Consider the following 19,112-nt stretch of genomic DNA (forward strand, 5'->3'; position numbering starts at 1 on the left):
GCCGTGCCGGTCGCCGAGCTGCCCTCCCGCCACCCCGACGCCTGGCGGGGCGCCACCACCTCCCCCTTCCTCGACGCCGTCCGCGACGGCACGCTCCCCGCCGGGGCCCTCGACACCTGGCTGGTGCAGGACGCGCACTTCGTCGCCGACCTGCTGCGCTTCCAGGCCCGGCTGCTGGCCCGCGCCCCGCGGCCGGCGCAGGCGGTCCTCGCCGGCGGCTGCGTCGCGCTGGTCGAGGAGCTGGACTGGTTCACCCGCGTCGCCGCCGAGCGGGGGCTCGACCTCGCCGTGCCGCGGCTGCCGGCCACCATCGCCTACGGGGACCTGCTGTACCGGCTCGACGCCGCCGACGTCGGGGTCGCGCTGACCGCGCTGTGGGCCGTCGAGCGCGCCTACCTCGACGCCTGGTCGACCGCGCGGCCCGGCGCTCCGCAGTACCGGCAGTTCGTCGAGCACTGGACCGTGCCGGGCTTCGCGGCCTACGTCGCCGCGCTGGAGGCGGCGGCCGACGAGGCCGGCCCGGCGGACGACGCCGTGTTCCTGGAGGTCGTGGCGGCCGAGACGGCGTTCTGGGAGACGGCGCTCCCGTGACCTCCCTCTCCGCCGGGCTGTGGGCCGGCAGCGCCGACCTGGCCGCCGCGGCGCTGGCGCACCCGTTCGTCACCGGCATCGCCGACGGGACGCTGCCGCGGGAGCGGTTCGCCGGCTACGTCGCCCAGGACGCGTTCTTCCTCGAGGCCTTCGCCCGCGCCTACGCCCTCGGGGTGGCGCACAGCCGCGACCGCGCGGCGCTGGAGGCGTTCGCCGACCTGCTGGCCGGCGTCCGGGAGGAGCTGCGGCTGCACGACGGCTACGCGGCGCAGTGGGGGATCGACCTGGCCGCCGTGACGCCGGCGCCGGCGACGCTCGCCTACACCGACTTCCTGCTGGCCACCGCGGCGCTCGGCGACGTCGGGGAGGTGGCTGCTGCGATGGCGCCGTGCATGCGGCTCTACGCCCACCTCGGCCGGGCGCTGGCCTCCCGTGCGACCGGGCCGTACCGGGAGTGGGTCGACACCTACGCCGACCCCGGGTTCGCGGAGCTGGCCGCCACGCTGGAGGCGCTGCTCGACCGGCTGGCCGCCGACACCCCGGCGGTGCGGCGGGCGTACCGGCGGGCCATGGAGCTCGAGCTCGGGTTCTTCTCCGCGGCCTGGGACCCCGCCGCCTGGGGTACCGTCGGCGGCCAGTGACACGGGGTGTCCGCCGGTCGGGCGGGCTGAGAAGACACCCGTCGAACCTGACCAGGTCATGCTGGCGGAGGGATGTCACGGCGTGGATGCCGCTGCGTTGAGTTCTGCCCGGTCGGCGCTGAGCGCCGCCGCCCCGCTCGTGCACTGCCTGACCAACACGGTGGTGCAGACGCTCACCGCGAACGCGCTGCTCGCCGTCGGCGCGGCGCCGGCGATGGTCGACGAACCGCTGGAGGCCGAGGGCTTCGCCGCCGTGGCCTCCGCGGTGCTGGTCAACCTCGGCACGGTGCACGAGCGGACCGCGCAGGCGATGCGGGTCGCCGTCCGCGGGGCCACGGCCGCGGGGACGCCGTGGGTGCTCGACCCGGTCGCCGTCGGCGGGCTGGCGTTCCGCACGGAGCTGGCCGCCGAGCTGCTCGGGTCGCGTCCCGCGGTGGTGCGCGGCAACGCGAGCGAGGTGCTGGTGCTGGCCGGCGCCGGGTCCGGCGGGCGCGGGGTGGACTCCACCGCGACCGCGGACGACGCGCTGGACGCCGCGATCGCGCTGGCCGGGCGCACCGGCGGGGTGGTCGCGGTGAGCGGGGAGGTCGACGTCGTCACCGACGGGTCGCGCACCGTGCGGGTGGGCGGCGGGTCGCCCCTGCTCACCCGCACCACCGGCGCCGGGTGCGCGCTCGGGGCGCTGGTCGCGGCCTACGTCGCCGTCACCGGAGACCCGCTGACCGGCGCGGTCGCCGCGCACGCGCACGTCGCGCTGGCGGCCGAGGCCGCGGCCGCGGTCGGCCCCGGGCCGGGGACCTTCGCGCCGCTGTGGCTCGACGCGCTCGACGGGGTCCGGGACCTCTCCGCCGCGCAGGTGACCGCGTGAGGCCGCCGCTGGACCCGACGCTCTACCTGGTCACCGACACCGCGCTGTCGGCACCGCGCACCGTGCCCGACGTCGTCCGCGCGGCGGTGGCCGGCGGGGTCACCGCGGTGCAGGTGCGCGACAAGACGGCGTCGCGGCGGGAGCTGTACGAGCTCACGCTCGCGGTGCAGGCGGTGCTGGACCCCGGCGTGGCCCTGTTCGTGAACGACGCGGTCGACGTCGCGCTGCTGGCCGGCGCCGACGGCGTGCACGTGGGCCAGGACGACCTGCCGCCGGCCGAGGTCCGCGCGCTCATCGGCCCCGACCGGCTGCTGGGGCTCTCCGCCGGGTCCGACGACGAGCTGGCGGTCGCGCTGGCACTGCCGCGGGGGACGGTCGACGTCGTCGGCATCGGGCCGGTGTGGACGACCCCCACCAAGCCCGACGCCGGCACCGGGCTCGGCCCCGAGGGGGTGGCCGCGCTGGCCGCGGCCGCCCGGGACGGCGGGCTGCGGTCGGTGGCCATCGGGGGGATCTCGGCCGAGCGGGCGTCGCAGGTCACCGGCGTCGACGGGATCTGCGTCGTCTCGGCGGTCTGCGCCGCGGCCGACCCCGCCGCCGCGGCGCGCGCGCTCCGGGCGGCCCGGTGACCGGGCGGGCGGGGGTGCCCGTCGCGCTCACCGTCGCCGGCAGCGACCCCAGCGGCGGCGCCGGCGTCCAGGCCGACCTCAAGACCCTCAGCGCGCTGGGTGTCTACGGCACGGCCGTGCTCACCGCGCTGACCGCGCAGAACACCCGCGGCGTCACCGGCGTGCACCCGGTGCCCGCGGCGTTCGTGGGCGAGCAGATCGCCACCCTGCTCGACGACGTGACCGTGCACGCCACCAAGACCGGGATGCTCGGCACCGCCGACGTCGTCCGGGAGGTCGCCGCGGCGCTGGCGTCCCGCGCGGCCGGGCCGGTGGTGTGCGACCCGGTCATGGTGGCCACCAGCGGGGACCGGCTGGTCGACGACGACGCGGTGGCCGCCGTCCGCGAGGTGCTGCTGCCGGTCACCGACCTGGTGACACCGAACGTGCCCGAGGCCGCCGCGCTGCTCGACGTGGCGCCGGCCACGACGGTCGACGAGCTGCCCGGGCAGGCGCGGGCGCTGCTGGAGCTCGGGCCCGGCGCGGTGCTGCTCAAGGGCGGGCACCTGGGCGGGAGCGAGAGCGTCGACGTGCTGGCGACGGCGGACGGCGTCGTCACGACCCGGCGGCCGCGGGTGGACACGACCGCGACGCACGGCACCGGCTGCACGCTGTCCTCGGCGATCGCCGCGCTGGTGGCCCGCGGCGTCGGCGGGCCGGGGGAGTGGGAGCCGGTGGTCGAGCAGGCCCGCGACCACCTGCAGCGGATGCTCGCGGCGGGGGAGTCGCTGGGGATCGGCTCGGGCCACGGCCCGGTGCACCACTTCGCCGGCATCTGGCCCGCCTGAGCCCGCGGGCCGTCGCGGGCTGCCCGGCCGGTGCCGGGCTCGACCTACGGTGGGCCCGTGCGGGTCATCGTCGTCGGCGCCGGCATCGGGGGCCTCACGCTGGCCCAGGCGTTGCACCGGGCCGGTGACGACGTCAGCGTCCACGACCGCGACCCCTCCGCCTCGGCCACCGGTGGCTACCGCCTGCACCTCGACGAGCGCGCCTGCGCCGCGCTGCGCCGTCACCTCCGCCCCGCGCACCACCAGGCCCTGCTGGCCAGTTCGGCGGGTCCCGGGGCGTTCCGCCGGCTCGCCGTCACCGACCACCGGTTGCGCGTGCTCGTGCTCGCGCGGCAGGACCCCTCGGGCGAGCGGCTGCTGATCGGGCGGGTCCCGCTGCGCCGGCTGCTCACCCACGGCCTGGACGGCGTCGTGCGCTTCGGGCAGGAGTTCACCGGCCACGAGGTGCACGCCGACGGCAGCGTCACCGCGCGCTTCGCCGACGGCAGCAGCGAGCGGGGCGACCTGCTCGTCGGTGCCGACGGCGTGGGCTCCCGGGTGGCGCGGGCCCTCGCCGGACGGCCCACCTCGACCCCGGTCGGCGTCACCGGGATCGCCGGTCGCACCCCGGTCGACGCGCGCACCCGCGAGCTCGTCCCCGACCTGCTGCGCGCGGGCCCGGCCCTCGCCTTCGCGCCCGACGGGGTGGGGGCCTTCCTCAGCCTGCACGACCCGGCCACGGTCCCCGCGGTGGACCCCGCGGCCTGCCGGGACGTGCCGGCCGACGTCGAGGCCCCCGGCGTGGTGTGGGGACTGCACGCGCTCGACCACCGCCTGCCCGGCGACGTGCGGGAGCGCGACCCGGCCGGCCTGGCCGAGCTCGTCACCGACCTGCTGCGGAGCTGGTCACCCGGGGTGCGGGCCCTGGTCGCCGCCGCCGACCCGGGCAGTCCGGCGTCCTTCCGCTTCTCCGCCGTCGACCCCGACGCCGACCTGACGCCGTGGCCGGCGGGTCCGGTGACCTGCCTGGGCGATGCCGTCCACGCCATGCCCCCGACCGGCGGCTCGGCCGCGGCCACCGCGATCCGCGACGCCGACCTCCTCGCCGGCCACCTGGCCGCCGTGCGCGCGGGGTCGACCACGCTGCCGCTGGCCGTGCACGACTACCAGCGGCAGATGGCCGCCTACGCCCCCGACGTCGTCCGCGGGTCCCTCGCGCCGCTGCGGTGGATGCGTGCGGCCGACCACCCGGCCGGGGGCCTCCTCGCCCGCGGCGCGCTGCCCGTCGCGGCGCTCGCCGCGCGCGCCTCCCGGTCGCTCCGGGGCCGCCACGGACGGGCGGGGTGAGGCGCGGAGCCACCGACGCGGCGACGCTCTCGGGAGCCGTCGTCAGATCGTGATGACACGGAGCGGGGGATGGGCGTCCGCGATCCGGTCGAAGTCCCTGTCCTGCGTCACGACCGGCAGGCCGTGTACGACCGCGGTGGCGGCGATCAGCGCGTCGGTGAGCCTGACGGTGCGGTGCACACCCGCCCGACGGCAGTCGACCACCAGCCGCGCCCAGGCACTCATGACCGCTTCGCTGACGGGGATCGGGTCGGCCTCCCGTGCCAGCGCCAGGGTGTCGGCCCGCCGCGCCAGGACCGTCTCGTCGACCGCGGCGAGGACGCCGAGTTCCAGCTCCCCGATCGTCACGACCGACACCGCCACGCGCTCCGGCAGGCGCCCGAGTGGCCTGGCCGCCTCCCGGGCGATGAACACCGACGTGTCGAGGAGTCCCGACGTCACAGGTCGGCCAGGGTCTCGCCGGCCAGCTCGTCGAGGTCCTCTCGCAACCCGGGGTCGGCGGAGCGGTGCTCCAACTGCTCCTGCAGGGCTGCCCCGGAGAGCCATCGGGTGCGAGCGCCGTGGGGGACGATGTCGGCGATCGGCTCCCCGCGCACGGTCAGCGTGACGCGTTCTCCCGCACGCACGGCGTCGATGATGCGGGCGGTGTGGTTGCGGAGGTCCCGGACACCGACGTCCATGTGCGACACCGTAGCACCACCGCCGTCCACCCTGCCCTCCTTGACGCGGCCGTGGCGGCCCGCGACCGTGCGGGCATGGCGACCGACCTGCCGCGTCCCGTCTTCAGTCGCTGCTACGAGCGGCTGAGCCCGCGGCTGGAGGAGGCCGGGATGGCCGACCTCCGCCGTGAGCTCCTCGACGGGGCGCGCGGCGGAGTGGTCGAGGTCGGGTGCGGCAACGGGCTGAACTTCGCCCACTACCCGGCGACGGTGGGCCGGGTGGTCGCGGTCGAGCCCGAGCCGCGGCTGCGCGCCGCCGCCCAGCGGGCCGCACGGGCAGCGGACGTCGACGTCGAGGTCCGCGCCGGCACCGCCGCGGAGCTGTCGCTGCCGGACGCCTCGGTCGACGTCGCCGTCCTCTGCCTCGTGCTGTGCAGCATCGCCGACCGCGCACGGGCACTGCGGGAGCTGCGCCGGGTCCTGCGTCCGGGCGGCGAACTGCGCTTCCTCGAGCACACCGTGGCCGAGGACCGGCGGCTGCGCGCCGTCCAGCGGGTGGCCGACGCGACCGTCTGGCCGCTCCTGGCCGGCGGCTGCCACACGGCCACCGACCAGGTCGGCGACATCGAGGCGGCGGGCTTCACCGTGGCCCGGGTCCGCCGGTTCGACTTCCCGCCGGCGCGGGTCCGGGCGCCGGCCAGCCCGCACGTGCTGGGGACGGCGGTGGCCTGACCGGTCCGGCGGCGGTGTGCGCACCGGCCCGGTCCCCCGCCGCGGAACGCTGCGCCGGCGCACCCGTCGGGCCCGGACGCCGGGGTCAGCCGGCCGCCGGGCCGAACAGCCGGTCCAGCCGGTAGCGGACGACGGCGAGGGCGTCGTCCACCGTGCGCTGCCGGCCCAGCACGCTGCTGACCAGGCCGTTGGTCAGCGCCAGCAGGCTCACCACCTCGATCCGCGGGTCGGCGTCGGCGGCCACCTGGCCGTCCGCCACGGCCCGGCCGACGACGCCGGTCAGCCACCGCTCCAGCGCGTCGGGCGCGTAGCGGCCGTCGACCGCCTCGGCCGGGTCGGTGAGCCCGGCCGCGTAGTAGGCGGTCCAGGCGAGCTGGTCGGCGCGGCTGTCGTCGTCCGTGGGCAGGATCGCGCCGAGGACGACCTCCAGCACCGTCCGTGGCGGGAGGCCGGTGCCCAGCACCGCGGCACGCTCCCGCACGCGCCGGTCGAGTCGCGCGGCCAGCTCGGTGATGCCCGAGGCCATGAGGGTGGCCTTGTCGGTGAAGTAGTACTGGACCACCCGCAGCGACACGCCCGCCTCCGCGGCGACCTCGCGCATCGACACCGCCTGCAGCCCGCGGGTGCTCGCGATCCGCAGCAGCGCGGCGGTCAGCTCCCGCCGCCGCTCGTCGTGGTCGACCCGCCGGGGCACCGCACCTCCTTCGGGATACACGTGTACCGAAACCTGTGGTACGACTGTATCCCGACACTGACCGAGGAGGCAGCCGTGGCCGTCCTGACCGCCCGTTCCGGAGACCTGCAGATCGCCTACGAGGGAGTCGGCGAGCCCGACGGCGAGCCGCTCCTGCTGGTCATGGGCCTGGGCGCCCAGATGGTCGGCTGGCCCGACGGGTTCTGCGCCGAGCTGACCGCGCGCGGCTTCCGCGTCGTCCGGTTCGACAACCGCGACGTCGGCCTGTCCACCCACCTCGACGGACCGGGGCCGAGACGTGCGTGGTCCCGGGTGCCGGCCGCCTACACGCTGTCGGACATGGCCGGCGACGCGGTCGCGGTGATGGACGCCGTCGGCTGGCCGGCCGCGCACGTCGTCGGCGCCTCGCTCGGCGGGATGATCGCCCAGCTGCTCGCCGTCGAGCACCCCGACCGCGTGCTGTCGCTGACGTCGATCATGTCCACGCCCGCACCGCGGATCGGCCGGATGCGCGCACGGACGACGCTCGCGCTGGTCCGGAAGGCCACGCGGCTGAGCAAGCAGCAGGGCCGGCCGACGACCCCCGAGGCGATGGCCGACTTCATGGTCGCCGTGCAAGAGGTCACCGGTTCCCCCGGCTACCCCACCGACCGCGAGGACCACCTGGCGATGCTGCGGGTGGCCATGGCCCGCGACGACCAGGGGCTCACCGGCCCGGGCGCCAAGCGGCAGCAGGCGGCGGAGCGGGCCGCCCGCGACCTGCGCGCCGAGCTGGCCGCCGTCCGGGTGCCGACCCTGGTCGTCCACGGCGACGGCGACGTGGTGATCCGCCCGGAGGGCGGCCAGGCGACGGCGGCCGCGGTGCCGGGCGCGCGGCTCGTCGTCCACCGGGGGATGGGTCACGAGCTGCCCCGCGCGCTGTGGCCGGCCCTGGCCGACGACGTCCGCGCCACCGCCGACCGGGCGACCCCACGGCCCGGACGCCCGGACGGCGAGGCCGCGGGGACCCGGAGCTCCTCGTGAGGTCCGTCCTGGTCACCCTCGTCCTCGCCCTGGCGGTCGGCGGGCTCGCCGCCGCGGTCGTCCACCCGACCGCGCCGCAGGAGCCGTGGCGCCGCCGCCTGGTCCGGCTGGTGCCGCTGTCCCTCGTGATGGGTGCCGTGCTCGCGAGGTGCAGCGCCGGGGCCTGAGGAGATGCCCGGTCGCTGGCCTGCCGGCGTGCGACGCTGGTTGACTCGGTGGATGGTCTCGCCGATCCCCGAGCCGGAGCCCGTCATCGACCCGACCGAGCCGGTGCCCGACGACCCGGGCGAGCTGCTCCCGGACGCCCCCGAGCCGCTGCCGCCCGCGCCGGTCGAGCCGACACCCGACGACCCCGGCGGCGACCCGGGCGGTGTGCCCGAACCCGCCTGAGGTCCCGGCGGCCCCGGTGGGGAGGGGCGCTCGGCCCGTGACGAGACCGGGCCGTCGACTCGCGCCGAGGTCAGAGAACGGTGAGGTGGTCCTCGGTGGCGCCGTGGACGGTCTCCAGGGACAGCGTCCGGTCGAACGTCACGAACCTCCCGTCGTGGGCCACCGCCAGGGCGAGGAGATAGGCGTCGGTCACCTGACGAGAGCCGTGCAGCCGGGAGCGGTCGACCACCTGCCCGTCCAGGAGGCTGACGTCGCAGGGCCAGAACGCGTGGTGCCGGCCCCTCCGGGCCAGCGCGAGCAGCTCGACCGCCTGCGCGGGGGGCACGGGACTCGGGTACCGCGGCTGGCTGATGATTCGCACGAACCCGTTCTCGGTGATGGGACACGACGCCCAGCCCGCTTCCACCTCGCTGTCCAGCCACTCGCCGGCCCGGACGTGGTCGACGTGGTCACTGTCGAGGAGGGCCAGGAGGACGTTGACGTCGAGCAGTGCCCGCCTCACTCGCCCTCGTCCTCGCGCAGCTGGTCGATGAGCGCGTTCGACACGGCCGGGCCACGGTGCGGGAGAGGGGTGAACCCGTGTCGAGCGGTCACCGGCTCGGCGGTCGGGCGGTGCGTGCCGGTCAGAGCCTGACGAGCGAGGTCCGAGAGCACGTCGCCGACGGTCCGCCGTTCCCGTCGAGCCCGGTCGCGGACGGCCAGGAGCACGTCGTCGTCGATGCTCAACGTGGTGCGCACGCATCAGATGCTAGTGCACCACCCACGCCATCGAGTTGGCGTCGCCGGTCCCCGGACGGCGACGGGTGAGGGCCTCAGCCCGTGACGAGACCGAGCAGCAGGTGGGCGTTCAGGCCGATGATCATCGCGGCCACGACCGCCCCGACCGCGGTGGTGACCCGCCGGTTCACCCAGCCGCCCATCAGGTCGCGGCGGCTGGTCAGCCACAGCAGCGGCACCAGGGCGAACGGGATGCCGAAGCTGAGCACGACCTGCGACCACACCAGCGCCGTCGTCGGGTCGCCGCCGAGCACCAGCACCGCGAGCGCGGGGGCGAGGGTGATCAGCCGCCGGGCGAGCACCGGGACGTGCCGCTTGAGGAACCCGGCCATCACCACCTGCCCGGCGTGGGTGCCCACCGACGACGACGCGAAGCCGCTGGCCAGCAGCGCGACCGCGAAGGCGAGCGCGGCGCCGGTGCCGAGCCGGTCGCCGAGGCCGGCGTGCACGCCCTCCAGCGAGGTCGCCTGGCCGCTGCTGCCGGTGAACAGCTGCGCGGCGATCACCAGCATCGCGGCGTTGACCAGGCCCGCGAGCCCCATGGCGAGCAGGACGTCGAGGCGCTGGGCCCGCAGCAGCCGGCGCCGTCCCTCGTGCGTGCGGCCAGCGGTGACGACGTCGCCGTAGCGGCCCGGCGTGAGCGCCGAGTGCACGTAGATGACGTGCGGCATGACCGTGGCGCCGAGGATGCCGGTGGCCAGCACCAGGCTCTCCGGCCCGTCGAAGGCGGGCACCATCCCCCCGGCGACGCCGCCGAGGTCGACGCCGGAGCCGACCAGCGTGTAGCCGAAGCCCAGCCCGATGACCAGCAGCAGCCCGGTGATGACCCGCTCGAAGGGCCGGTGCCCGCGTGACTGCGCCCCCAGCAGCACGAAGGCGACGACGGCGGTGATCAGCCCGCCGATGGGCAGCGGCACCCCGAACAGCAGGTTGAGCGCCACCGCGCCGCCGACGATCTCGGCCAGGTCGGTGGCGATGGCGACCGCCTCGGCCTGCAGCCACAGGCCCCAGGTGACCGGCCGGGGCAGCCGCTCGCGGCACAGCGTGGCCAGGTCGCGGCCGGTGGCCAGGCCCAGCTTGGCGGTGAGGCTCTGGATGAGCATCGCCATGAGGTTGGCCGCGACGATCACCCACAGCAGCGTGTAGCCGAACGAGGCGCCGCCGGAGAAGTTGGTGGCGAAGTTGCCGGGGTCGACGTAGGCGACGGCGGCGACGAACGCCGGGCCGAGCAGCGGCCAGACCCGCCGCCGTCCGGCCGGTGCCGGCGACGGGCGGGGCGTGCCGACCAGCGTCGTTGGCAGGACGGCGGCCTCGGTCTTGGACAGGTACACGGGGGCCTCACAGGGGACGCGGCAGGGGACGGGGGAGGGGCGTACTCCGGGTCTGCCCACCGCGGGTGTCACGGGCGGGCCAGGCGGTGGCCCCTGCGGGCCGAGGTGAGCCTGGCCTCAGGCGCCCCGGGGCCGCGGCGCGTGCCGGGGCCCCGGGGAGCACTCAGGCCGCCGGGACGACGAGCCCGGCCGTGGCCGTGCGCGCCGTGGTGAACCGCTGCGTGACGTCGGCCCAGTTGACGACGTTCCACCAGGCCTTCACGTAGTCGTTCTTCACGTTGCGGTACTGCAGGTAGAACGCGTGCTCCCACATGTCGAGCATCAGCAGCGGCACGAGACCGACGGCGAGGTTGCCCTGGTGGTCGTGGAGCTGGCAGATGATGAGCTTTTGGCCCACCGAGTCCCAGGTGAGGATCGCCCAGGCCGAGCCCTGCACCCCGTTGGCGACCGCGGTGAAGTGCGCCTGGAAGGCCTCGAACGACCCGAACTGGTCGTCGACGGCCGCGGCCAGCTCACCGTCGGGGCGGTCGCCGCCGTCCGGGCTCATGTTGGGCCAGAACACCGAGTGGTTGACGTGCCCGGCGAGGTTGAACGCCAGGTTCTTCTCGTACAGGTTGGCCGCCCACAGCCCGTCGCCCTCCCGCGCCTCGGCGAGCTGCTCCAGCGCCGTGTTGGCCCCGGTGACGTAGGTCTGGTGGTGCTTGTCGTGGTGCAGCTGCATGATCTCGCCGGAGATGTGCGGCTCCAGTGCCCCGTAGTCGTAGGGCAGGTCGGGGAGCACGTACTCGGGCATGGGGTTCCCTCCGTCGGGGCCGGCTGTGACGTCCGACGTCCTGCCCGGCCGGGGTGTCACGCCCGGGCCGACCCGTGGCCCCCGCGGGCCAGCGCTGCCGGTCAGCCGCCGCTCAGCCGCCCGTGAGGCGGCGGGCGCGCTCCACCAGCGCGTCGATCCGGCGGGCGTGGGCGCCGCGCCGGTGAACCCGCCCGCACCGGGTGCAGCGGGAGAAGTCCGCCGCCGTGCGGCGGGTGCCGGGCTCGAGCCGGTCGGCCACCTCCGCGGCGTCGACGGTGGCCTAGATGACTGATTCCAAGGGGTCAGTGGTCGTAGGCGAGTAGCGATCTGCGGACGGATTGGCCGGTGTGGTCGTTGTGCCAGATGACCGCGGTCAGGGCCAGCAGGCGCTGCAGCACCCGGATCAGGACGCCGGCTGGGGTGTGGCCGCCGTGCAGTTCGAGGTCGAGCTGGCCTGTGAGGGTGTCGAAGACCGACTCGATGGTCTGGCGCAGCGGTTTGAACACCGATGCGCCGGGCCGGTCGGGTTCTCCGCGGCGGGGGCGGCGCAGCAGCCTCAGCCCGGCGTCGGCCAGCTCGGCTTCGAAGCGGCGGCCGTAGTCGTGCTTGTCGGTGATGAGGATCTGTCCGGCATGGCCGGCGAGGAGGGCGGGGTCGGCGCCGAGCAGGTCGAGCAGCACCTGGCGTTCGTCGGCTTTGGCGCCGGAGAGGGCGAAGGCGACCGGCAGTCCGTGCAGGGTGGCGATCAGGTGCAGCCGCAGCCCCCAGAAGTAGCGGGTGTGGCTGGCGCAGTAGCCGTACTCGGCCCAGCCGGCCAGCTCCGAGCGGCGGACCGCTTCCCGGGAGCGGGCGCATTCGATCGGCGTGGAGTCGATGACCCACACGTCATCGGCCCACAGGCTGGTGTCGGTCGCCAGGGCCCGGATCAGCCAGATCACGGTGCCGGCGAGGCGGCGCAGCCGCTTGTTGTAGCCGGGCTGGTGCGGCAGGTAGGGAAACAGCGGGCGCAGCTGCTGGCCGGCGAACCGCAGCCAGCGGGCCTCGCTGGTGAACCCCAGCAGCGCCTGCAACACCGCCAGGGTCACCAGCTCGGCATCGCTGAGCCGGGGAGCGATGCCCACCGCCGGGCGCCACGGGAGCCGCTGCGGCGCGGCCTTCAGCAGGTCATCGGTGCGGGCATACAGTGCCGTGGCGAGGGTGTCCAGGTCGGCGTCCACGAGGGCCTCCCGGCTCGACGTTGGGTTAGCAACGCCAAGCCTGAACACCCTCGCCCGTGATCACACCGGTTTCAGCCCGAACCCCTTGGAATCAGTCATCTAGGTGCCGTTGCACGTGGAACCGGGTGAGCGGGGCCGGCGCCGGGCGGAACCGGTCGAGCACGGTGAGGACCCCGCTGCCCCTCCCACGGGCGAGCTCGCGGCGGGCCCCTGCAGCGGGGCCGCCGCGGTCCTGGGTGAGCAGCACCCGGTCCTCGGCGACGGCGACGGCGACGGCGACGGCGACCAGCTCGGTGTCGTCGGCGTCCGGGGCGCGCCTCCGGCGGCCAGGCGGTGCCCGGGCCGAGCACGACCCCGGTGCGTCGGTACGCGCTCGACGGCGGTGAGCTCGTCCTCCGCCCGCCGGTGGTCGAGACGCCAGGAGGGCGCGTCGCCCACGAGCTGCGCTGGCGGCGCGAGAGCTGAGCCGGCAGCGGCGTCCTGCCGGCCGCGGATCCCGGGCCGAGGGGTCGGACGGCGGCAGGGTGGGCATGCCCACCGGGACCGTCCGCGTGCGACCCCGGGAGCTCCCGTGACCCTGCCCACCGTCCGTCCCCTCGCCCTCGTCACCGGCGCCTCCAGCGGCATCGGGCTGGAGCTGGCCAAGCAGTTCGCCGAGCACGGCTACGACCTGGTGGTCGCCGCCGAGGACGCCGAGCTCGACGCGGCCGCCGAGCAGCTGCGCGGGATGGGCGCCGCCGTCTCCCCGGTCCGCGGCGACCTGACGCGCTACGAGGACCGCGAGGTGCTGGTGGCCGCCGTCCGCGGCTCGGGCCGGCCGCTCGCCGCCGCCGCGATCAACGCCGGCGTCGGTGTCGGCGGGGCGTTCACCGACACCGACCTCGACGCGGAGCTGGGCATCGTGGCGCTCAACTGCGGCTCGACGGTGCACATCGCCAAGCGGGTGGCGCAGGACATGGCTGCCGCGGGCGAGGGCCGGATCCTGTTCACCTCCTCGGTGGCCTCGCAGGCGCCGCAGCCGTTCCAGGCCGTGTACGGCGCGAGCAAGGCGTTCGTGCAGCACCTGGCGCTGTCGCTGCGCGAGGAGCTCTCCGACCGCGGGGTCAGCGTCACCGCGCTGCTGCCCGGGCCCACCGACACGGAGTTCTTCGACCGCGGCGACCTCACCGACACCCGCCTGGGCGCCATGGACGCGAAGGACGACCCGGCGCTGGTGGCCCGCCAGGGCTACGAGGGGCTGATGAAGGGCGAGGCGTCGGTCTTCGCCGGATCGCTGGCCAGCAAGGCGATGGGCCGGCTGTCGGCCCTGACGCCGGGCAACGTGGCCGCCAAGCTCAACCGGAAGATGGCCGAGCCGGGCTCCGGGGAGAGCTGAGCCGCCGCCCGGGACGGCCGGCCCGTGGAGCCGCTGCCCGTCGAGGTGCGCGCCGGACCGCTGCTGCTGCGGCCGTGGCGGGCCGGTGACGCCGGCGCCGTCCGCGCCGCGCTGACCGACCCGGCCACCGACGTGTGGAGCAACCCCGGCCGGGTCCGCTCCACCGCGGACGCCGAGGTCTGGGTGGCCCGCCGGGCCGACTGGAGCAGCGGCACCCAGGCCGCGTGGGCCGTCGTCGATGCCGCGACCGGGGACCTGCTCGGCTCGCTGTCGCTGCACGCGATCGACGTCTGCCAGGGCAACGCCGAGGTGGGCTACTGGGCGGTGCCCGCCGCCCGCGGCCGCGGGCTGACCGCCCGTGCCGTCGACGCCGCCTGCCGCTGGGGCTTCGCCACCCTGCCGGTGGACCGGGTCGAGCTCGTGCACGCCGTCGACAACCCCGCGTCGGGGCGGGTGGCCGAGAAGGCCGGCTTCACCGTCGAGGGGCGGCTCCGCCAGTCGCACCGGTACGGCGACGGGGTCAAGCGCGACGAGCTGCTGTGGGCTCGGCTGGCCGACGACGACGTCCCCGACCTCGCCCGGTCTTGACATCGGGACGCCTGACATCTGAGATGTCAGTCGTGACCGCACCACTGGCCCCGGTCGGACGGGTGCTGCTGCGCGACCAGGCACTGGCGCGCATCCGGGCGGCCATCGTCAGCGGTGAGCTGCCGCCCGGGAGCGTGGTGAAGGACGCCGCCCTCGCCGCCCGCCTGGGCCTGTCGGTCGCCCCCGTCCGGGCCGCGCTGGCCCGGCTGGCCGACGAGGGGCTGGTCGAGGCCAAGCCGCAGAGCCACACCCGGGTCACCCCGCTGCGGCCGCGGGAGGTGCGCGACGCCGCCGTCGTCGTCCGGGCGATGCACGAGCTCGCCGCCCGCGAGGGGGCCGGCCGGGCGACCGCGGACGACGTCGCCACGATGCGCGCGGCCAACGAGCGGTTCGCCGCCGCCGTGGAGGCCGGTGACCTCGACGCCGCGCTGGCCGCCGACGACGACCTGCACGCCGTGCTGCTCGACCGCGCCGGCAACACCGCGCTCACCGCGACCGTCGAGCGCCTCACCCCGGCGATCCGCCGGCTGGAGCGGGCCCGCTTCGCCGCGGCGCACGGCCGGGGGTCCGTCGCCCTGCACGACCGGCTCGCCGACGCCTGCGCCACCTCCGACGTCGACGCCGCCGTCGCGACCACCCGCGAGATCTGGACGGCGCTGCTGTCCGAACTGGAGGAGACCGATGACGACGCTGGCTGACTTCCCCCGGCACCCGCTGCTGTTCGGCCCCTCGCCGGTGCACCGGCTCGACCGGCTGACCGCGCACCTCGGCGGCGCCGCCGTCTGGGCCAAGCGGGAGGACTGCAACTCCGGCATCGCCTACGGCGGCAACAAGACCCGCAAGCTCGAGTACCTCGTCGCCGACGCGCTCGCCCAGGGCTGCGACACGCTGGTCTCCATCGGCGGGGTGCAGAGCAACCACACCCGCCAGGTGGCCGCCGTCGCCGCGCACGTCGGACTGTCCTGCGTGCTGGTGCAGGAGAGCTGGGTGGACTGGCCCGACGCCGTCTACGACAAGGTCGGCAACATCCTCATCAGCCGGTTGGCCGGTGCGGACGTGCGGCTGGTGAAGGCGGGCTTCGGCATCGGGTTCAAGGAGAGCTGGGAGGCCGCGCTCGCCGGGATCGAGGCGCGCGGCGGCCGGCCCTACGCCATCCCGGCCGGCGCCAGCGACCACCCGCTGGGCGGGCACGGCTTCGCGAACTGGGCGCTGGAGGTGGCGCAGCAGGAGTCCGAGCTGGGCGTCTTCTTCGACACCGTCGTCGTCTGCTCGGTCACCGGGTCGACGCAGGCCGGGATGGTCGCCGGGTTCGCGCTGCTCGAGGAGCAGGGCGGCCGGCCGCGACGGGTGCTCGGGGTCGACGCGAGCGCCCAGCCGGCCGAGACCCGCGATCAGGTGCTGCGCATCGCCCAGCGGACGGCGCGGGCCATCGGCGTGCGGCGGGAGCTCACCCTCGACGACGTCGAGCTCGACGAGCGCTTCCACGGCGGCGTCTACGGCATCCCGGACCAGGCGACCATCCGCGCGATGGAGACCGCCGCCCGCACCGAGGGGATGGTCACCGACCCGGTGTACGAGGGGAAGTCGATGGCCGCGGTGCTCGACCTGGTCGGCCGCCGCGAGATCGAGCCGTCGTCGACCGTGCTCTACGCCCACCTCGGCGGCCAGCCCGCGCTCAACGGCTACAGCGCGCTGTTCTCCTGAGCGGGGGCGCGGGTGCAGGAAGCCGCGCAGCGTGTCGGCCACCCGGCCGGGCGCGGTGCTCGTGGCGACGTGCGTCTGCCCCTCCCACACGACCCGCTCGGCGTCGGGGAGCGCGGCCGCCAGTGCCTCCGTGGTGGCCGGCACCGGGTCCCAGGTGTCCGCGCCCTGCGCCAGGAGGGTGGGCACCCGGACGGCGGCCCAGCGCGAGACGTCGGTGCTGTCGGCGACGAGGGCCTCCAGGTCGTGCAGGTGCCCGCGTGCCGAGCGCCGCCGTCAGTCCGCACGCGGGGCCCCGAGCAGCCCGGCCGCGCTGCCCGGCAGCCGGTCGAGCGCGTCGGCGATCCGCCGTTCCTCGAAGGAGAAGTGCGACTCCACGATCGCGGCGAGCCCGTCGAGCTCCCCGGCCAGCCGCGGCGAGGTGCCCTCGGCGGCCAGCTCCTCCACCCGGGCGAGGATCCCGGCGATCCACCCGTGGTCCTCGGCCATCTTGGCCAGCACCGGCGCCAGCTCGGGGAAGCGCTCGGCGAGCGCGGGGAAGGCGCCGGCGTCCTCGCCGGTGTGGTGGGCGGTGAGCGCGGCGCAGAAGGCCAGGCAGTGGGCCGGCAGCGTGCGGCGGACGTCGGCGGGGGCGCCGCCGGCCGCCGCCGCCCGCAGCGCGCGCAGGTCGGCGCGCAGGGCGTCGTGGATGCGCTGCAGCTCCTCGCCGAGGGCGACCGGCCGGGCGGCCGCCGTCACCGGCGCTCCAGGGCGACGACCGGCAGCACCCGCGTCGTCCCTTCCTGGTAGGCGGTCCAGCCCGGGTCCGCCGCCGCGGCGCGGGCGAAGGCGGCGTCGCGCTCGGGCCCCTCGAGGACGACGGCCCGGGCGGTCCAGGTCGACGTCCCGTCCTCGACGGTCACGTGCGGGTCGGCGAGGAGGTTGGTGAACCACTGCGGGTGGTCCGGCGCGCCGCCGGCCGAGGCGATGACCAGGGCGCGGCCGCCGTCGTCGGTCAGCCGGCCGACCGGGGTGGTGTGCAGGCGTCCGGTGCGGGCGCCGGTGGTGGTGAGCAGGAGGAGCGCGGCGCCCTCGAAGGGAGGGCCGACGCGGCCGCCGCGGGCGCGGAAGGTGTCGATGACGTGCTGGTCGAACGGGGAGGGCACGGGTGTCCTGTCCGGGAGGAGGGTGCGGCAGGCGCCGCGGGGGAGGCGGGGACAGGACGACGCCGGCGGGCCACGGGCCCGCCGCGGGCTCACCCGGCGGCCGGGGACCCGATCCGTGCGCGGCGCGAGGCCGACCCGGCAGTCACGGGCGGGGACGCTAGCGGTCGCGGGCAGGGCGGGCAACGACCGCCGCGGAGAACGCCCGGCCCCCGGTGCGCAGGCCCGCACCGATCAGCCGGCGGAGCGCGACGATCGCGGCCGCGGTGGCCAGCGAGCTCCAGGTCGGCTCGGCGGCCAGCCGGAGCAGCCCGGCGGCCAGCAGCAGGTCGAGCAGGACGCCGAGTGCCAGCGCCGGACGGCGGGTGGCGGCCAGCGCGACCGCGCCGGCCACGAGCGCCAGCGCGCTCACGACCAGGGCCAGAACGCCCGGGAGCGCGCCCAGGCCGGTCACACGGTCCGCCCGGGGGAGTCCGGTGCCGCGGGGTCCGGGACCCGCTGGCCGCCCTCCTCGGCCACCTGCCGCCGCTCCTCGGCGATCTCCTTGGACAGGAAGTAGTTCAGCGCCGTCCGGATCGCCGCGACCGCGGCCAGCTGGCCGAGCTCGCGGAAGCTCGGCGCCACCGCCGTCCGCAGCACGTCGCTGGCCAGCTGGAACTCCAGTCCGAGCGCCAGGAACCGGCCCAGGGTCAGCCGCACGGGCACGAACGCCCGCGACCCGCCGCCGCGCACGCCCGCCCACACGAACCGGGCGAAGGCCCACACCGCGCCGACGAGGATGACCGCGGCCCCGCAGGCCTCGACGACGGTGACCAGGACGCCGACGGCCTCGGCGAGCAGCTCCTCCACGGCAGCGGCCCTACCCGCGGCGACGCCGGGTCACAGCGGAACGGCGAGGCCCTCCGGCGGCGGCGCGTCCAGGGCGGCCCGGACGTCGTCCCGCCAGGGCGCCAGCCCGGCCCCGGCCAGGACGACGTCGCGCACCAGCGCGTGCCACCGGCCGACCGCACGCACCATCCCGTGCCCGCCGGGCAGGGTGAACCGAGCGACCCGCACCCCCGCCGCGGCCGCCCGGACGGCGAAGTCGGCCGACAGCCGCGCCGGCACCCACCGGTCGCCGCGGCCGTGGGCGAGCACGACGGTGCGCCCGCGCAGGTGACCGACCGGCTCGCCCGGCGGCGTCCACGGCGCCAGCCCGCAGACGGCGGCGACCGAGGGGTCGTTCCCGGCCCGCAGCACCGCCCGGCCGCCCATCGAGTGCCCGACCAGCACCACCGGGACGTCGCCGTGCCGCTCGCGCACCCGGTCGAGCGCCCAGCGGACGTCGGCGTGCGCGTCGGCGGCGATCCCGTTCCAGCCGGCCACCCGGTAGCGCAGCAGGTAGGTCTCCACACCCCGGCCGGCCGCGGCCCGTGAGACGGCCTCCTGGATCGCCCGCATCCGGATCAGCGACAGCGCCCGCTCGCGCGGCGGCTCGACGCTGGCCACGGTGCCGCCGTGGGCGAAGACCGCGACCGCCCGCGTGGGGGCGGTGGCCGGGGTGTGGTCGAGCGCGGGGACGCGGGCCGCGGCGGTCACGGAGCGGTCAGCGGCGGCGGCCGCCGCGCAGGCGGGCGCGCGCCCGGTCGCCGAGGTCGCCGGCCTGCAGCAGGGCACGGCTCACCGGGTTGGGCCCGCGGCGCTGCTCCAGCGCCTGCCCGACGCGGCGCAGCAGCCCGGTGGCCAGCGGCACCAGGACGGTCACGACGAACCAGACGCGCAGCCGGCGGGTGAGGAACAACCACATGGTGCGGCCCTGTGCCCGGCTC

The 19,112-nt window shown here is 76.6% G+C and carries 29 protein-coding genes, 1 pseudogene and 1 riboswitch; of the genes and pseudogenes, 14 read left to right on the forward strand and 16 right to left on the reverse strand.

What is annotated here, in order from left to right; genetic code table 11:
• Positions 1 to 3 precede the first annotated feature (3 nt).
• The 6 genes from ACU616_RS08610 to ACU616_RS08635 all read left to right on the forward strand — a co-directional run bounded on the left by ACU616_RS08610 (position 4) and on the right by ACU616_RS08635 (position 4,882).
• Positions 4 to 591, forward strand: coding sequence for a thiaminase II/PqqC family protein (locus ACU616_RS08610; protein ID WP_446758057.1), 588 nt, complete (start codon positions 4 to 6; stop codon positions 589 to 591).
• A complete protein-coding gene (locus ACU616_RS08615) occupies positions 588 to 1,232 on the forward strand; it encodes a TenA family protein (RefSeq protein ID WP_446758058.1) in 645 nt (214 codons plus the stop codon). The genes ACU616_RS08610 and ACU616_RS08615 overlap by 4 nt, the downstream gene beginning before the upstream one ends.
• A riboswitch (TPP riboswitch) is annotated at positions 1,225 to 1,322 on the forward strand. It overlaps the preceding gene by 8 nt.
• A 7-nt stretch (positions 1,323 to 1,329) precedes the next feature.
• Positions 1,330 to 2,100: a hydroxyethylthiazole kinase gene (gene thiM / locus ACU616_RS08620; RefSeq protein WP_446758059.1), complete on the forward strand. Its 771-nt coding sequence runs from the start codon at positions 1,330 to 1,332 to the stop codon at positions 2,098 to 2,100.
• Positions 2,097 to 2,729 carry a thiamine phosphate synthase gene (thiE, locus tag ACU616_RS08625; RefSeq protein ID WP_446758060.1) on the forward strand — a complete coding sequence of 211 codons (633 nt, stop codon included), beginning with the start codon at positions 2,097 to 2,099 and terminating at the stop codon, positions 2,727 to 2,729. Before thiM ends, thiE begins: the two co-directional genes overlap by 4 nt.
• Positions 2,726 to 3,556 carry a bifunctional hydroxymethylpyrimidine kinase/phosphomethylpyrimidine kinase gene (gene thiD, locus ACU616_RS08630; RefSeq protein WP_446758061.1) on the forward strand — a complete coding sequence of 277 codons (831 nt, stop codon included), beginning with the start codon at positions 2,726 to 2,728 and terminating at the stop codon, positions 3,554 to 3,556. Before thiE ends, thiD begins: the two co-directional genes overlap by 4 nt.
• Before the next feature lie 57 nt (positions 3,557 to 3,613).
• Complete coding sequence (locus ACU616_RS08635) at positions 3,614 to 4,882, forward strand: FAD-dependent oxidoreductase (protein WP_446758062.1); 1,269 nt, start codon at positions 3,614 to 3,616, stop codon at positions 4,880 to 4,882.
• A 42-nt stretch (positions 4,883 to 4,924) separates the two neighbouring features.
• Here ACU616_RS08635 and ACU616_RS08640 read toward each other — a convergent pair whose 3' ends face one another.
• Both ACU616_RS08640 and ACU616_RS08645 read right to left on the reverse strand, forming a co-directional pair.
• Positions 4,925 to 5,323: a PIN domain-containing protein gene (locus ACU616_RS08640; protein WP_446758063.1), complete on the reverse strand. Its 399-nt coding sequence runs from the start codon at positions 5,321 to 5,323 to the stop codon at positions 4,925 to 4,927.
• A complete protein-coding gene (locus ACU616_RS08645) occupies positions 5,320 to 5,562 on the reverse strand; it encodes a type II toxin-antitoxin system Phd/YefM family antitoxin (protein WP_446758064.1) in 243 nt (80 codons plus the stop codon). Before ACU616_RS08645 ends, ACU616_RS08640 begins: the two co-directional genes overlap by 4 nt.
• A gap of 75 nt (positions 5,563 to 5,637) precedes the next feature.
• Here ACU616_RS08645 and ACU616_RS08650 point away from each other — a divergent pair, with 75 nt between their 5' ends.
• Entirely contained in the window at positions 5,638 to 6,273 is a 636-nt protein-coding gene (locus ACU616_RS08650) for a class I SAM-dependent methyltransferase (protein WP_446758065.1), read from the forward strand.
• An 85-nt stretch (positions 6,274 to 6,358) separates the two neighbouring features.
• On the opposite strand, the gene ACU616_RS08655 is transcribed toward ACU616_RS08650, so the two are convergent.
• Positions 6,359 to 6,967 carry a TetR/AcrR family transcriptional regulator gene (locus ACU616_RS08655; RefSeq protein WP_446758066.1) on the reverse strand — a complete coding sequence of 203 codons (609 nt, stop codon included), beginning with the start codon at positions 6,965 to 6,967 and terminating at the stop codon, positions 6,359 to 6,361.
• Between the two features lie 75 nt (positions 6,968 to 7,042).
• Between ACU616_RS08655 and ACU616_RS08660 the strand changes: the two genes are divergently transcribed.
• From ACU616_RS08660 to ACU616_RS08670, 3 genes are read left to right on the forward strand one after another with little or no spacing between them, the layout of a single operon-like run.
• The gene (locus tag ACU616_RS08660) at positions 7,043 to 7,990 is read left to right on the forward strand and encodes an alpha/beta fold hydrolase (protein WP_446758067.1); all 948 of its coding nucleotides are present in this window, start codon (positions 7,043 to 7,045) and stop codon (positions 7,988 to 7,990) included.
• A complete protein-coding gene (locus tag ACU616_RS08665; RefSeq protein WP_446758068.1) occupies positions 7,987 to 8,157 on the forward strand; it encodes a hypothetical protein in 171 nt (56 codons plus the stop codon). The genes ACU616_RS08660 and ACU616_RS08665 overlap by 4 nt, the downstream gene beginning before the upstream one ends.
• A 52-nt stretch (positions 8,158 to 8,209) precedes the next feature.
• Complete coding sequence (locus tag ACU616_RS08670) at positions 8,210 to 8,380, forward strand: hypothetical protein (RefSeq protein WP_446758069.1); 171 nt, start codon at positions 8,210 to 8,212, stop codon at positions 8,378 to 8,380.
• Between the two features lie 70 nt (positions 8,381 to 8,450).
• Here ACU616_RS08670 and ACU616_RS08675 read toward each other — a convergent pair whose 3' ends face one another.
• The 7 genes and pseudogenes from ACU616_RS08675 to ACU616_RS08705 all read right to left on the reverse strand — a co-directional run bounded on the left by ACU616_RS08675 (position 8,451) and on the right by ACU616_RS08705 (position 12,745).
• Positions 8,451 to 8,882 (reverse strand): TA system VapC family ribonuclease toxin, encoded by a 432-nt coding sequence (locus ACU616_RS08675; RefSeq protein ID WP_446758070.1) that lies wholly within the window; start codon positions 8,880 to 8,882, stop codon positions 8,451 to 8,453.
• Positions 8,879 to 9,118, reverse strand: a complete 240-nt coding sequence (locus ACU616_RS08680; RefSeq protein ID WP_446758071.1) for a hypothetical protein — start codon at positions 9,116 to 9,118, stop codon at positions 8,879 to 8,881. The genes ACU616_RS08675 and ACU616_RS08680 overlap by 4 nt, the downstream gene beginning before the upstream one ends.
• Before the next feature lie 74 nt (positions 9,119 to 9,192).
• On the reverse strand, positions 9,193 to 10,488 hold the full coding sequence (locus ACU616_RS08685; protein ID WP_446758072.1) for an Nramp family divalent metal transporter: 1,296 nt from the start codon (positions 10,486 to 10,488) through the stop codon (positions 9,193 to 9,195).
• A gap of 163 nt (positions 10,489 to 10,651) precedes the next feature.
• Positions 10,652 to 11,281, reverse strand: a complete 630-nt coding sequence (locus ACU616_RS08690; protein ID WP_446758073.1) for a superoxide dismutase — start codon at positions 11,279 to 11,281, stop codon at positions 10,652 to 10,654.
• Between the two features lie 112 nt (positions 11,282 to 11,393).
• A pseudogene (locus ACU616_RS08695) lies at positions 11,394 to 11,546 on the reverse strand (Mut7-C RNAse domain-containing protein); the annotation flags it as partial.
• A 37-nt stretch (positions 11,547 to 11,583) separates the two neighbouring features.
• Entirely contained in the window at positions 11,584 to 12,498 is a 915-nt protein-coding gene (locus tag ACU616_RS08700) for an IS982 family transposase (protein ID WP_446758074.1), read from the reverse strand.
• 91 nt (positions 12,499 to 12,589) lie between these two features.
• Positions 12,590 to 12,745 (reverse strand): hypothetical protein, encoded by a 156-nt coding sequence (locus tag ACU616_RS08705; RefSeq protein ID WP_446758075.1) that lies wholly within the window; start codon positions 12,743 to 12,745, stop codon positions 12,590 to 12,592.
• A gap of 324 nt (positions 12,746 to 13,069) precedes the next feature.
• Between ACU616_RS08705 and ACU616_RS08710 the strand changes: the two genes are divergently transcribed.
• From ACU616_RS08710 to ACU616_RS08725, 4 genes are read left to right on the forward strand one after another with little or no spacing between them, the layout of a single operon-like run.
• Positions 13,070 to 13,873, forward strand: coding sequence for an SDR family NAD(P)-dependent oxidoreductase (locus ACU616_RS08710; protein ID WP_446758076.1), 804 nt, complete (start codon positions 13,070 to 13,072; stop codon positions 13,871 to 13,873).
• A gap of 24 nt (positions 13,874 to 13,897) precedes the next feature.
• Positions 13,898 to 14,461, forward strand: coding sequence for a GNAT family N-acetyltransferase (locus ACU616_RS08715; protein ID WP_446758077.1), 564 nt, complete (start codon positions 13,898 to 13,900; stop codon positions 14,459 to 14,461).
• 32 nt (positions 14,462 to 14,493) lie between these two features.
• Entirely contained in the window at positions 14,494 to 15,159 is a 666-nt protein-coding gene (locus tag ACU616_RS08720) for a GntR family transcriptional regulator (RefSeq protein WP_446758078.1), read from the forward strand.
• On the forward strand, positions 15,143 to 16,165 hold the full coding sequence (locus ACU616_RS08725) for a 1-aminocyclopropane-1-carboxylate deaminase (RefSeq protein WP_446758079.1): 1,023 nt from the start codon (positions 15,143 to 15,145) through the stop codon (positions 16,163 to 16,165). Before ACU616_RS08720 ends, ACU616_RS08725 begins: the two co-directional genes overlap by 17 nt.
• A 273-nt stretch (positions 16,166 to 16,438) precedes the next feature.
• Here ACU616_RS08725 and ACU616_RS08730 read toward each other — a convergent pair whose 3' ends face one another.
• The 6 genes from ACU616_RS08730 to ACU616_RS08755 all read right to left on the reverse strand — a co-directional run bounded on the left by ACU616_RS08730 (position 16,439) and on the right by ACU616_RS08755 (position 19,090).
• Positions 16,439 to 16,900: a hemerythrin domain-containing protein gene (locus tag ACU616_RS08730; protein WP_446758080.1), complete on the reverse strand. Its 462-nt coding sequence runs from the start codon at positions 16,898 to 16,900 to the stop codon at positions 16,439 to 16,441.
• Entirely contained in the window at positions 16,897 to 17,307 is a 411-nt protein-coding gene (locus ACU616_RS08735; RefSeq protein ID WP_446758081.1) for a nitroreductase/quinone reductase family protein, read from the reverse strand. The genes ACU616_RS08730 and ACU616_RS08735 overlap by 4 nt, the downstream gene beginning before the upstream one ends.
• Before the next feature lie 157 nt (positions 17,308 to 17,464).
• On the reverse strand, positions 17,465 to 17,758 hold the full coding sequence (locus tag ACU616_RS08740; protein WP_446758082.1) for a hypothetical protein: 294 nt from the start codon (positions 17,756 to 17,758) through the stop codon (positions 17,465 to 17,467).
• Positions 17,755 to 18,153 (reverse strand): DUF1622 domain-containing protein, encoded by a 399-nt coding sequence (locus ACU616_RS08745; protein WP_446758083.1) that lies wholly within the window; start codon positions 18,151 to 18,153, stop codon positions 17,755 to 17,757. The genes ACU616_RS08740 and ACU616_RS08745 overlap by 4 nt, the downstream gene beginning before the upstream one ends.
• 30 nt (positions 18,154 to 18,183) lie before the next feature.
• Positions 18,184 to 18,882 (reverse strand): alpha/beta fold hydrolase, encoded by a 699-nt coding sequence (locus tag ACU616_RS08750; protein WP_446758084.1) that lies wholly within the window; start codon positions 18,880 to 18,882, stop codon positions 18,184 to 18,186.
• A 7-nt stretch (positions 18,883 to 18,889) separates the two neighbouring features.
• On the reverse strand, positions 18,890 to 19,090 hold the full coding sequence (locus ACU616_RS08755) for a hypothetical protein (protein WP_446758085.1): 201 nt from the start codon (positions 19,088 to 19,090) through the stop codon (positions 18,890 to 18,892).
• Positions 19,091 to 19,112 lie beyond the last annotated feature (22 nt).

The organism is Geodermatophilus sp. URMC 62, from assembly GCF_052931475.1.